Source organism: Corynebacterium sp. KPL2838 (assembly GCF_040225455.1).
Taxonomy (GTDB): domain Bacteria; phylum Actinomycetota; class Actinomycetes; order Mycobacteriales; family Mycobacteriaceae; genus Corynebacterium; species Corynebacterium rhinophilum.
Window position 1 is genome coordinate 1 of sequence record NZ_JBEHFT010000023.1, and the last position, 13,076, is coordinate 13,076.

Below are 13,076 nucleotides of genomic sequence, written 5' to 3' on the forward strand. Positions count from 1 at the left end.
TTCGTGCTCTCAAAGAAAACTACTCCCTACTAGTCGGTAACTGATTTCTCAGTCCAACTAATGGGGAGCAGTTCAATTCATCCAAGCCGGGAGGGGATTTACACGTCTGTGCTAGGCGGCGCCGCTACTTGATGACGGCGATGAGGTCGCCGCCTTCCACCTTGGTGGCCTGGCCAATGGCCACGCGGTCCACCACACCATCCTTGGTGGCGGAAATGGAGGCTTCCATCTTCATAGCCTCGATGACCGCGACTTGATCGCCGGCCTTGACCTCGTCGCCTGGCTCTGCCGTGGGGTTGACCACACCGGCGAACGGGGCCGCTACGTGGCCGTCGTTGGACGGGTCCGCCTTCTCCACCGTAGCCACAGTGGACTCGGCGTTTTCATCGCGCACCTTCATCGGGCGGATTTGGCCGTTGACGTTGAGCACGACATTGCGCATGCCCTTCTCATCCGGCTCACCCACAGCATCGAGGCGCACCACGATCTGCTTAAGGTCGGAGCGATCGGTGGAATCTTCTGGGAAGAAGTGCACCACCTTTTCTTCGCCTTCGGTCAGGCCGTAGAAGAAGGTCGTATCCGTCAGCGCCTCGGTATTGCCGTACTTGCGGCGGAACTCGTTGAATTCCTCGAACTGCTTGGGGAAAAGCAGGCGGTTCAGGCTCGCACGACGCTCATCCGAGTTGTCCGATTCCAAGTGCGGCTGCTCTTCTGCCGGGACATCGGTAATCTGCGCGCCGGTTTCGGCGCGACCATCGAGGACCTTATCGCGCAGTTCCGGCCAGCCACCCGGAGGGGTACCCAGCTGGCCGCGGAGGAATTGATCCACGGAATCCGGGATATCGTACTTCGTCGGGTTGGCTGCGAAGTCTTCCGGAGAAACGCCGGTGCCCACGAGGTGGAGCGCCAGGTCACCCACCACCTTGGAGGACGGGGTGACCTTGGTAGGGCGACCCAGCATCTCGTTGACGGCGGCGTAGTTATCCTCGATGACCTCGAAGCGATCCGCGAGGCCCAATGCCACAGCCTGCGCGCGCAGGTTCGACAGCTGACCACCCGGAATCTCGTGCTTGTACACCCGGCCGGTCGGGCCAGGAATGCCGTTTTCAAACGGGGCGTACAGCTGGCGCACGGCCTCCCAGTACGGCTCCAAGTCCGAGACCGCTTGCAGGTCGATTCCAGTATCGCGCTTGGAGTTGGAGAACGCGGCGATGAGCGCGGAGAGCGAAGGCTGCGACGTGGTGCCGGCCAGCGGCGCCGAGGCGCCATCGACAATATCGGCACCGGCGCGCGCCGCCGCGAAGTAGGTAGCGATCTGGCCACCGGCGGTATCGTGCGTGTGGACGTGGACCGGCAGGTCGAATTCCTTGCGCAGCGCCGTGACCAGGGTGTGCGCGGCCTCTGGGCGCAACAATCCCGCCATGTCCTTAACGGCCAGGATGTGCGCGCCGGATTCTACGATCTGTTCGGCGAACTTCAAGTAGTAATCCAAGGTGTAGAGGTCTTCCTTCGGCGAAGAAAGGTCTCCGGAATACGCCATGGCCACCTCGGCCACGGTGGTATTCGTCTCGAGCACGGCGTCGATGGCGGGGCGCATCTGGGAGACATCGTTAAGTGCATCGAAAATGCGGAAGACATCCACACCAGACTTGGCCGCTTCCTGCACGAAGGAGCGGCAGACCGAATCCGGGTACGGGGTATAACCCACGGTATTGCGCCCGCGCAGGAGCATCTGGATGTTCTGGTTCGGCATGGCCTCGCGCAGCAGATCAAGACGCACCCAGGGATCCTCGTGGAGGAAGCGCATGGCCACGTCATAGGTAGCACCGCCCCACGCCTCCACCGAGAAGAGGTCTGGGGTCAGGCGCGCCACGGCCTCTGCCGCAGACACCAAGGCGGTGCTGCGCACACGGGTAGCAAGCAGGGACTGGTGGGCATCGCGGAACGTCGTATCCGTGACCATCAAAGGCTCTTGAGCGCGAATCTTTTCCGCGTACTTCTGCGGCCCCAGCTCCAAGAGGTCATCGCGGGAACCGCGCGGGAGCGGATCTTCCGCATTGAACTTCGGCAGCTTATCAAACGGGCGCAACGCGGTGGGCCTATCACCATTGGGCTTATTCACGGTGATATCCGCGATGTAGTCCAGGATACGTCCAGACTCATCTACCGCCGGTGGCGCCTTGAGCAGATCCGGGTGCTCGGTAATGAACCCGGTATCGACACGGGTATTGACGAAGTCAGACTCATTGAGCAACGCGCGCAGGAAGCCGATATTGGTGGCCACGCCGGAGACGTGGAACTCGTTCAGCGCGCGGCGAGCGCGGTGCACAGCCTGCTCGAACGTGGTTCCGCGGCAGGTCATCTTCACCAACAGGGAGTCGAAGTTGGGCGATACCTCAGCACCCACGGAGGTCGCACCGTCCAAGCGCACACCAGCGCCACCCGGCGAGCGGTACGCAGTCAACGTACCCGTATCTGGACGGAAGCCGTTATTCGGGTCTTCGGTAGTAATGCGGCACTGCAATGCGGAGCCGGTAATGGTGATATTTTCTTGCGACAGGTTGATGTCTTCCAAAGAAGCCCCGGCGGCGATATTCATCTGTGCCTTGACGATGTCCACACCGGTAACCTCCTCGGTCACGGTGTGCTCCACCTGCACGCGGGGGTTCATCTCAATGAATACGTGGTTGCCGCGCTCATCCACGAGGAACTCCACTGTGCCGGCACCTTCATAGTTGATGTGCTCGCAGAAGTTCACGGCATCCTGGCAGATGCGCTCTCGCAGCTCCGAATCCAGCGATGGCGCGGGAGCGATTTCTACGACCTTCTGGTGGCGGCGCTGCACGGAGCAATCGCGCTCAAAAAGGTGGATGACATTGCCCTGGGAATCCGCGAGCACCTGCACCTCAATGTGTTGCGGATTAATCACCGCAGTCTCGAGGTACACGCTGCCATCGCCAAACGCCGCCTCGGCCTCGCGTGAGGCTTCTGCCGCCCGTTCGCGCAGCTCAGATTCCGATTCCACGTAGCGCATACCGCGCCCGCCACCGCCAGAGACGGCCTTGACAAAGACTGGGAAGCTGAAGTCACCGGCGTCTGCCACCAGCTTATCGATGTCCGTGGTCGGCTCCGAGTCCTGCAGCGTCGGCAGCCCTGCTTCCTTCGCAGCGTTAACCGCAGCGGATTTATCACCGGTGAGATCCAGCGTGCCCGGGGTAGGACCAATGAATTTAATGCCATTGTCCTCGCAGGCGCGGGCCAAATCGGCGCGCTCGGACAAGAAGCCGTAACCCGGATAGATAGCATCCGCCTCAGACTTCTTGGCAGCGCGGATGATTTCCTCGATATCGAGGTATGCCTTGACGGGCTGTCCCTCGTCACCAATGCGCACTGCCTCATCCGCAAAGGCGCGGTGGAAGGAGTTGCGATCTTCACGAGGATAGACGGCGACGGTCTTCGCCCCCGTTTCAAAGGCAGCGCGGAAGGCACGCACGGCGATTTCACCGCGGTTGGCTACCAAAATCTTGTCGAACGATGGAAGGGCGGAATTGGCCACTTGGGTGTTCCTTTCAACTTGGAAGACGCTGCGTTGCAACGTCCCCACTGGGGTGATCCGTCTCTCAGTTTAGAGATCAGAATAGTTTTTATCATCCCTTTTTTAAAACGGAGTTTTCTACACTCACCTGCAACTTAAACCCCGCCTAGGCGATTTCTGCCAGCCAACCAGTAATAACAGTCCTAACAATTCTGCAAAGTCTGCAAATTTCCATCCGGCAAATTTTTCGCAGTCGGTGTCGCAGTCGCAGCCGTAGTCGGTACCGGAATCGTAGGCGAAACCGATGCCGCAGCTGCAGCCATATCTGCTGCCGCAGCCGCTACATGTGCATCCTCCTATGCAATATCTGAGGCGAAAATGCGACATCTGAGGGCGCGGTTTGCTCAGTTATACCGTAGGAGGATGCACATTTGACGCAGAAGTATGCGGATATACCGCAGGAGGGATGCACAAATGCTCCCCACGCAAGCGTGGGGAGCATTTACGGTCAACTTACCCGGGTTACCCGGTCCGCCGCGGGACGAACCGCGCGGGAAGCCAAGTGTTTAGAAGGACTTCGGCGGAACGGAGCGCTGGTCTTCGCCGACGTAGGCGGACAGCGGGCGAATCAGCGAGTTGTTTTCGTTTTGCTCCACGATGTGTGCGGTCCAGCCGGTGATGCGGGCCATGACGAAGATCGGGGTGAAGAACTGAATATCGAACCCAAGGATGTGGTAAGCAGGGCCGGCCGGGAAGTCCAGGTTCGGCTTGATCTTGATCGAGGTGTTTTCCTCCATGGTCTTGGCCATGATGTCGTACATCTCGATCCACTTGGTCTGGTCGTGCTGCTCGGCAAGCTCCTTGAAGGCCGCCTCCATGGTGGGAACGCGGGAGTCGCCGTTCTTGTACACGCGGTGACCAAAGCCCATGACCAGGTCCTTATTAGCCAGCTTGTTCTTGGTCCACTCCTCTGCCTTGGCAGGATCGTCTACCTCGAGGAAGTTCTTCATGACGGCCTCGTTGGCACCGCCGTGCAGTGGTCCCTTGAGAGCGCCAATGGCGGCGACGATGGCGGAGTAGGTATCAGACATCGTGGAGGTAACCACGCGTGCCGAGAAGGTCGAGGCATTGAAGGAGTGCTCGGCATAAAGGATGAGGGACTTATCAAAGGCCTCGATATCGGCGCGGTTTAGCGCAGGGGAGCCTTCTTCATCGCCGAAGACCATCCACAGGAAGTTTTCGGCAAAGCCCTTCTTGCGGGAAGGCTCGATGTAGCCTTCACCGCGGCGGCGACGGATGTCGAGCGCGATGATGGTGGGGATCTTCGCCATGAGTTCGAGCGCGGTACGGCGGACGTGCTCGGAGTCCCTGGTGTATTCCTCCGCGTCCTGGGCCCCGATGAAGGAAATCGCCGTGCGCAGCACGTCCATGGGGTGGCAGCTTTGTGGCATGGACATGATCAGGTCAATGAGATGGCGGTCCAGGTGACGCAATGCCTTTTCACGCGCGGAGAAACGGATGAGGGATTCTTGGCCCGGCAGCTTGCCATTCCACAAGAGGTACGCAACCTCTTCGAAGGAGCAGTAGCGGGCCAGTTCTTGGACCGGGTAGCCGCGGTAGGTCAAGGAGTTGGTCTCAGGAACGACCTTGGAAACGGCAGTTTCATCAACGACGACGCCGTAGAGGCCCTTGCGGATTTCTGGGGTTTCGTTTTTCTTATCGGACATGGTCACTGGCTCCTTAGCTTTCAAAAGTGGGTTGATAGTTGTCTTTGGAATAGGTGAATACGGACTGGTCGAACTCGTTGTATTCCTGGTAGCGGACCAGCTCGTACAGGCGGGAGCGGTGCTGCATGCGCTCTAGCCACTCAGTCTGGATGCCGGTTTCCTGCAAGTCGCGCAGGAATTCTTCGGTAGCGCCCATGGCCACGCGGAAGCTGGAGACTGGCCAGATCAGAGCGTTGTATCCCAAACCGTCGAGGGTTTTCGCTGATTGCAGCTCGGTTTTTCCAAACTCCGTCATATTCGCCAAAAGCGGTGTATCCACGGCGGCGCGGAACTTTTCAAAGTCCGCGGGGGAATACAGCGCCTCGGTGAAGATGAGGTCCGCGCCGGCTTCGGCGTAGGCCTTGGCGCGGTCGATGGCGTCATCGATGCCATCGACACCGGCAGCATCGGTACGGGCGCAGATGATGAAATTAGGATCGCGACGCTCGTTGACGGCTGCGCTGATGCGGCGGACCATAACCTCCTTGTCCACCACTTCCTTGCCGTCGAGGTGCCCGCAACGCTTCGGGTTGACCTGGTCTTCTAGGTGGCAGCCGGCCAGCCCGGCATCCTCGAGCGCGGCGACGGTGCGGGCGGCGGACATGGGTTCGCCGAAGCCGGTATCGGCATCGACAAGCACGGGCAAGTCCGTAGCGCGCGCAATCTGCCCGGCGCGCTGGGCCACCTCGGTCAAGGTGGTCAGGCCAATATCGGGCAACCCCAAATCATTGGCCAACACCGCGCCCGATACGTAGACGCCGTCGAAGCCGCCGATGTCCTGGATAAGCCGGGCGGTCAGCGGGTTAAACGCGCCCGGCAGCGTGGTGATCGATCCGGATTCGATGGATTTACGGAAATTCGCGCGCTTTTCTGCGTTGCTGATTGTAGAACCAAATAGTCCAGCCATTAGAAGATTCCCTCCGGTTTCTCGGGCGCGGTGGCGAGGTGCTCATCGCTGACCCGCACGTTGAGTTCGGTTAGATCGGTGAGGTTTTCTAGGTCTTGCACGGCGGTGAGGAAGCGCTCTTGCTCGGCCTCGTCGACGACGCCATCGGCAAGCTTTTTGAACTTGGCGATGTACTGCTCGCGGGCGAAGGGGCGGGCGCCCAGCGGGTGGGCATCAGCCACGGCGCGCTCATCCTCGACGACGGTGCCGTCCTTGAAGGTGATAACGGCCTTGCCGCCGAAGGCTTTTTCCTCAAGGTCGTTGGAGTGATAGCGGCGCGTCCACTCGGGATCCTCGACGGTGGAGATCTTCTGCCAGAGCTCGATGGTCTCCGGGCGGTTGGAGCGCTCAGGGGAATAGGAGGTTTCGTGGTCCCAAACGCCATCCTCTAGCGCGACCGCGAAGATGTACATCACAGAGTGGTCCAGCGTTTCGCGGGAGGCGGACGGATCCATCTTTTGCGGATCGTTCGCTCCGGTACCGATGACGTAGTGGGTGTGGTGGGAGGTGTGCAGCACGATGGACTCGATATCCGCCGTCTTCAGGCCCTTGTCCTCCAGCGTCTTTTTCAGCGCAAAGGCCATATCGATGGGAGCCTGCGCCTGGTATTCCGCGGAGTGTTCCTTGGTGTAGGTATCCAGGATGGCGGTCTTGGCCTCACCATTTTCTGGCAGGGGCACGGTGTAGGTGCGCTCTGGCGAATGCAGCATCCAGGCGATGAACCCGTCCTCGCCCTCCCAGATAGGTGCCGGGGCGCCTTCGCCGCGCATGGTGCGGTCAACGGCCTCGATGGCCATCTTGCCTGCGAAGGCCGGCGCGTAGGCCTTCCACGAAGAAATTAGGCCCTTGCGGGACTGGCGGGTTGCCGTGGTGGTGTGCAGCGCCTGGCCGACGGCCTGGTAAATCGTGTCCTTATCCAGGCCCAACATCGTGCCAAGCCCTGCGGCTACCGATGGCCCCAAGTGCGCCACGTGGTCGATCTTGTGCTCGTGCAGGCATATGCCTTTGACCAGGTTGACCTGGATTTCGTAGCCGGTCGCGATGCCGCGAATGAGGTCGCGGCCGCTCAGACCCTTGTGCTGCGCTGCGGCAAGGAGCGGCGGAATATTATCGCCGGGGTGGGAATATTCGGCGGCGAGGAAGGTGTCGTGATAGTCCAACTCGCGAACCGCGGTGCCATTGGCCAGCGCGGCCCACTCCGCGGAATACGTGCCATCGATGCCGAAAATGGTGGAACCACCCTTGTCCACGGGGTGGGCTTCTGCCATCACTCGCGCGGATGTAACGGGGCCACGGGCAACGGAGGCCATAGCTACTGCGGCGTTGTCGATGATGCGGTTGATGATCATCTCGGTGGTTTCTTCCGGGACTTCTACGGGGTCCGCGGCCACCTCAGCCACCTTGTACGCCAGGTGCTCCTCGTACGGGAAGTCCTCGGCGGATTTATGAGTGCGTACCTCATGGTTTTTCACTAGTTGCGTCCTCCTTTATCAACAATGCGTTGCACATCACAGTAAATGCTTGCATGTGGTGCACGCTATAGGTAACGTTTGTGGAAATTAGCGGACTTCTTTTGTGAAATCTGCAAAACTTGTGATTTTCACAGCGCATGGGCAGTAAAGGAAGACGAGGACGCATGACCAAGCACTATGCGGGGGCACGGATTCACGCTTTGCGCAAGCAACGCGGTCTCACCCAGGTGGCGATGGCGAAGAAGTTGGGGTTATCCACGAGCTACCTTAACCAGTTGGAAAACGACCAGCGCCCGCTGACCGTGACCGTATTAATGCAGCTAGCCCAGCGCTTTACCGTGGACCCCAGCTACTTCGCCGAAGACCGCGATATCCATACGATTACCGAGCTCCGCCACATCTTCCCCGATGCCTCTGAGGAAGCGCTATCGGATCTCGCCTCCCGCTTTCCCGAGTTGATGCCGCGGTTTGTTGATATTGCCTCGCGCGCGCCTGCCGCAGACCCCTCCCCCTTTGAAGTGGTGCGCGATTTCTTTTATGACGCGCATAACTACATCCACGAGCTCGATGTGCTCGCAGAAGAACTCGCCGGCCAGTTGGGCGATCGCGTCCTGCGCCGCGGCCGGCTCGCCTCCCGTATGCACGAAGATCTGGGGGTTACCGTGCGCTTTTCCCGGCCCGGTCCTCGACGCAGCTTCGACCCAGACACGCGCGAACTCTCGCTACGCGATGGGCTATCTGAGGCGCAATTGGTCTTTGAAATGGCCCTGCAATACTGCCTGCTGGCCTACGGCGATATCTGTGACAACCTCGTGTCTGAACTGCCCGAAGGCGAATCCCAGGACTTGGCCACCCTGGGCCTTGCGCAGTATTTCGCAGCGGCTGTCACCATGCCCTACCAGCGCTTTCTCACAATGGCAGAAGATACCCGCTACGATATCGATCTGCTGTGGAACTACTTTGGAACCGGGTTTGAAACAACGGCGCAGCGCCTCGCCACGCTCCAGCGCCCAGGGCTGAAGGGCGTGCCCTTTTCCTTCATCCGCACCGACCGTGCGGGCAATATTTCCAAGCGGCAGTCCTCTACTGCCTTTCACTTCGCGCGCTCTGGCGGATCCTGCCCCCTGTGGGTGGTCCACCGCGCCTTTGAAACCCCGAACCGCATTACCCGGCAGGTCGCGGCCATGCCGGATGGCCACGCCTACCTGTGGATCGGGCGTTTCGTGCAGGGAACGGCCAAGTCTTGGGGTACGCCGCGCAAGGAATTCGCGGTAGGCCTAGGCTGCGATATCACCCAGGCGGATCGCATCGTCTATGCCGATGCCCTGAACCTGGACATGTCCGCCGCCACCCCGATTGGCCCAGGCTGCACGGCCTGCCCCCGCGAGTTCTGTCCGCAACGCGCCCTGCCGGAGGCAGATAGACCGATCAAAGTCGAGCTCAACCGCACTGCGGAACAGGCCTACTCCACGTTCTAGGAACGAGGTTTACTCCAAGTCATCGTGGGCCACCAAGCGGCGGGCGGCCTCGGTGATGGTGCCGGACAGCGATGGGTAGACCGCGAAAGAATCGGCCAGCTGGTTCACCGTGAGCTGGTTGGTCACCGCCATTGCAATGGGCAGGATAAGCTCGGAGGCGGTCGGTGCGACGATGACGCCACCGATCACGCGGCCGGAGGTAGCGCGGCAGAACAGCTTGACAAAACCGTGCTGCAGCGAGCGCATCTTCGCACGCGGGTTGGTATTCAGCGGCATGGTAATGGCGCGGGCGGCGACCTCACCGGCCTCGATCTCGGCCTGGGTAAAGCCAACCGCGGCGATCTCCGGGCGAGTAAAGACCGCGTTAGCCACGGTCTTCAGGCGCAGCGGCGAGACGCCTTCACCGAGCGCGTGGTACATCGCCACACGGCCCTGCATTGCGGCCACGGAGGCAAGCGGGAAAAGATCGGAGCAGTCACCGGCGGCGTAGATGCCGGCAATATTGGTGCGCGAGACGCGGTCTACCTGGATGTGCCCAGACTTCGCGGTTTCCACACCCACGTTTTCCAGCTTCAAATCCTTGGTATTCGGGACGGAACCAATGGACATGATGACGTGCGAGCCGTGAATCTCGCGCCCGTCTTGCGTGGTGACCAGCACGTTGCCGTCCTCGGTGCGGTTAACGGTTTCCACGCGGCAGTTCTTTTCCAGCTCCACGCCGCGCTCGCTCAGCACGGTTTCGAGGACGTCGGCGGCATCGGCATCATCGTGCGGCAAAATGCGATCGCGCGAGGCCACCATCGTGACCTTGACGCCCAGCTCGGCAAAGGCGGATACGAACTCGGCACCGGTGACACCGGACCCGACCACAATTAGGTGCTCCGGCAGCTCGGTGAGGTTATAGACCTGCTGCCAGGTCAGGATGCGCTCGCCATCTGGCTGGGCACCGGGCAAAATGCGTGGGGTGGCGCCGGTAGCCACCAAGACGAGGTCCGCATCGAGCGTTTCTTCGTGTCCATCCTCGTTGAATACCGCGGTGACCTTGTGCCCACCGAAGGCATCGGCCTGCTGATCCTCTGGGAAGTGCGCGCGCCCATCGATAACGCGCGCGCCCAGGGAATCCATGGTATTGCGGATATCACCGGATTGTTTAGCCGCCAAGTCTTGCACGCGCTGGTTCAGCGCACTGATGGAAAGCTGCGCCTTGCCGATGCCCTCGTTCAGCTCCATGTCATCCGCGCGGCGCAAGTCCGTTTTAATATTGGCGCCGGCAATAAAGGACTTGGAGGGAACACAGTCCAAGACCACGCTATTGCCGCCCATGCCTTGGTCTTCGATGATGGTGATTTCCGCGCCGTACTTGGCGCCAGCCAGCGCTGCCTCGTAGCCCGCCGGGCCACCGCCGATGATGACAATTCGCTTGGTCTGGTTCAACACGCAATTGCTCCTTTATAGGCTCCACTTTTAAAGTCGCCTACGAGTCTAACCCGTAGGTAACCCCAGCGCGTTAGTCCGCCTGCGCATTCTCCCCCATAAATTGCTCGACGACAGCCCCGAAAAGCTTAATGCCCACACCAATCGCCCGCTCATCCACGATGAGATCGCCCATGTGCAGATCGTGCTGCTCCCCCTCCCCGGACCAGCAGCCAAGGCGTGCCATGGAACCGGGCACCTTCTCTAAGTACCAGGAAAAGTCCTCGCCGCCGGAAGACTGCGGGGCCTGAACCACGGCCTGTGGGTCAATGGACTGTGCGGCAGAAGCGAGCATGGCGGTTGCCACGTCATCGTTAAGCACCGGCGGCACGCCGCGATTATAGGACAATTCGTGTTCTGCCCCCACCGGCGCGAGGATCTGCTCCACCAACTCCGCGAAGAGTTCCTGCATCTGGCGCCAGATGGTGATATCGGCGGTGCGCATCGTGCCGGTCAGCAGACCGGTTTCCGGAATAGCGTTGGGGGCGTAGCCCGAATTGACCTGGCCAAAGACCAGGACCGTGCCGGTGCGCGGATCAACGCGGCGTGACAGCAGCGCCGGCAGCTCTGTAATAACCTTACCCAGCGCATAGACCACGTCCGCGGAAAGATGCGGGCGCGAGGTATGCCCGCCCGGGCCTTTAATCTTGAGCTCCACCACGTCCGTTGCGGAGGTTATGGCCCCGGCGCGGATGCCAATGCGCCCCACCCGCAGCTTCGGCTCGGCGTGGATGGCGAAGATGGAATGCACGCCTTCTAACGCACCCCAAGAAATAACGTCGGTGGCCCCGCCGACCCACACTTCTTCCGCCGGCTGGAAGATGACGCGAACGCCCAGCTTTAGCTCATTAACCCGCTGAAAATCCGCCAGCGCGCAGGCCAAACCGAGCGCCACGGTGGTATGTACGTCGTGGCCGCACGCGTGCATGGTCCCGGGCTTCTCAGAGGTAAATTCCAGCCCGGTCACCTCCGTGATGGGCAGGGCATCGATATCGGCGCGGAAGGCCAGGCGGCCAAGCTCCGTGTCTGGGCCGATGTCCACCATGAGACCAGTATGCGGGAAGCGCTGCAGCTCGAGCCCATAATCCGCAAGGATATTCGCGATATAATTGGTGGTTTCCACCTCTTGGTTCGCAGTTTCCGGATTGCGGTGGATATGGCGCCGCCACGCAATGACCTCCGCACGGTGAGCATCGAACCACTCGTTAATAAACTCCGAGATCACGCGCACGCCTCCCTGTTGCTGGACTATCTCTTGGAGGCAGTCTACAACTAGACCATGCGGTTCAGTAAGTCAGGGTGGTTAGCCCCGTGCATTACTAAAGCGCCGCTGGTTGATGTAGTCCTGCGGAAAGGGCGCGACGTCTTCTACCCCGAGCACCGCGGAATCCGCTAAGTGGCCCTCCACCACGTCCCCACCGGCCGGCAAGAGGACCGCCGGCGGGATTTCTAAGGCCAACGCCAGCTTGTACACCGTGGATAATTGCGGGTCCGCCATGGTGTGTAGGCCATTTTCATTGCGTTCCAGGTTGGAAATCTGGCTGCGCGATACCCCCGAAATATCCGCGAGCACTTGCTGGGATACCCCGCGCCGCTCGCGCACGCGGCGCAGTTGTTGCGAAAATCCGTAGCCGTAGCTCGACCACATTAGTTGAATAAAACTCACGATCTTTTCCCCCTTTGAAAGCGGCCTTTGGGCTTTCAGGGAGAAATACTAGCCTAAAGATCGATATTGCGCGGGCCGTAGAGGCGATCGCCGGCATCGCCAAGCCCCGGCACGATATAGGCATCCGCATTGAGTTCGGGGTCAATGGCGGCGGTGACGAGGCGGACGGGAAGGCCCGATTCCTCCAGCGCATCCACACCATTTTGGGCCGAGACCATGCAGATTGCGGTGATATCGGTAGCGCCGCGGGCGGCCAAGAGGCGCAACGCGTGCAACAAGGAACCGCCGGTGGCCAGCATGGGATCAACGACGAAGACGGTGCGCCCAGTCAGGTCTTGCGGCAGCGCCTCCAAGTACGGCACGGGTTCGTGGGTTTCTTCATCGCGCGCCATGCCAATGAAGCCGACCTGGGCATCAGGAATCATCGACAGGGCGGGATCCACCATGCCGAGCCCGGCGCGAATGATGGGCACGATGATGGGCGGATCCTGCAGACGGGTGCCTTGTGCTGTGGCAACCGGGGTTTCGCAATCGAAGTTTTCTACCGCCAATTCGCGGGAGGCTTCATATACGAGCATGGTTCCCAAGTCATTGAGCGCGGCGCGAAAAGCGGAGTTATCGCTGCGCGCATCGCGCATCAGGGTCAGGCGGGAAGCGGCAAGCGGGTGGTCTACGACGTGGATATCCATGCCCACTACTTTAAACTTTTTGGGAACCACTTGGGCCATTGGCCAGTCCAA

At 60.5% G+C, this 13,076-nt stretch carries 9 protein-coding genes; 1 reads left to right on the top strand and 8 read right to left on the bottom strand.

From position 1 onward, the window contains the following. Window positions 1-124: 124 nt before the first annotated feature. The 4 genes from ABRP98_RS08235 to prpD all read right to left on the bottom strand — a co-directional run bounded on the left by ABRP98_RS08235 (window position 125) and on the right by prpD (window position 7,719). Window positions 125-3,556 (bottom strand): pyruvate carboxylase, encoded by a 3,432-nt coding sequence (locus ABRP98_RS08235; protein WP_349858608.1) that lies wholly within the window; start codon window positions 3,554-3,556, stop codon window positions 125-127. Window positions 3,557-4,101: 545 nt separating this feature from the next. After that, window positions 4,102-5,262, bottom strand: a complete 1,161-nt coding sequence (locus ABRP98_RS08240) for a bifunctional 2-methylcitrate synthase/citrate synthase (protein WP_349852143.1) — start codon at window positions 5,260-5,262, stop codon at window positions 4,102-4,104. Between the two features lie 13 nt (window positions 5,263-5,275). After that, window positions 5,276-6,208 carry a methylisocitrate lyase gene (gene prpB, locus ABRP98_RS08245; RefSeq protein WP_349858610.1) on the bottom strand — a complete coding sequence of 311 codons (933 nt, stop codon included), beginning with the start codon at window positions 6,206-6,208 and terminating at the stop codon, window positions 5,276-5,278. Then, window positions 6,208-7,719 (bottom strand): 2-methylcitrate dehydratase PrpD, encoded by a 1,512-nt coding sequence (prpD, locus tag ABRP98_RS08250; protein ID WP_349858612.1) that lies wholly within the window; start codon window positions 7,717-7,719, stop codon window positions 6,208-6,210. The genes prpB and prpD overlap by 1 nt, the downstream gene beginning before the upstream one ends. A gap of 164 nt (window positions 7,720-7,883) precedes the next feature. Between prpD and ABRP98_RS08255 the strand changes: the two genes are divergently transcribed. Further along, on the top strand, window positions 7,884-9,197 hold the full coding sequence (locus ABRP98_RS08255; RefSeq protein WP_349858614.1) for a short-chain fatty acyl-CoA regulator family protein: 1,314 nt from the start codon (window positions 7,884-7,886) through the stop codon (window positions 9,195-9,197). A gap of 9 nt (window positions 9,198-9,206) precedes the next feature. On the opposite strand, the gene ABRP98_RS08260 is transcribed toward ABRP98_RS08255, so the two are convergent. The 4 genes from ABRP98_RS08260 to upp form a co-directional block, all read right to left on the bottom strand. Then, the gene (locus ABRP98_RS08260; RefSeq protein ID WP_005281545.1) at window positions 9,207-10,634 is read right to left on the bottom strand and encodes an NAD(P)H-quinone dehydrogenase; all 1,428 of its coding nucleotides are present in this window, start codon (window positions 10,632-10,634) and stop codon (window positions 9,207-9,209) included. A gap of 70 nt (window positions 10,635-10,704) precedes the next feature. Further along, on the bottom strand, window positions 10,705-11,895 hold the full coding sequence (locus tag ABRP98_RS08265; protein ID WP_349858640.1) for a M20 family metallopeptidase: 1,191 nt from the start codon (window positions 11,893-11,895) through the stop codon (window positions 10,705-10,707). A 78-nt stretch (window positions 11,896-11,973) separates the two neighbouring features. Further along, window positions 11,974-12,336 (bottom strand): helix-turn-helix domain-containing protein, encoded by a 363-nt coding sequence (locus ABRP98_RS08270; RefSeq protein ID WP_005281543.1) that lies wholly within the window; start codon window positions 12,334-12,336, stop codon window positions 11,974-11,976. A 53-nt stretch (window positions 12,337-12,389) separates the two neighbouring features. Then, the gene (gene upp, locus ABRP98_RS08275) at window positions 12,390-13,025 is read right to left on the bottom strand and encodes a uracil phosphoribosyltransferase (RefSeq protein WP_284770107.1); all 636 of its coding nucleotides are present in this window, start codon (window positions 13,023-13,025) and stop codon (window positions 12,390-12,392) included. Window positions 13,026-13,076 lie beyond the last annotated feature (51 nt).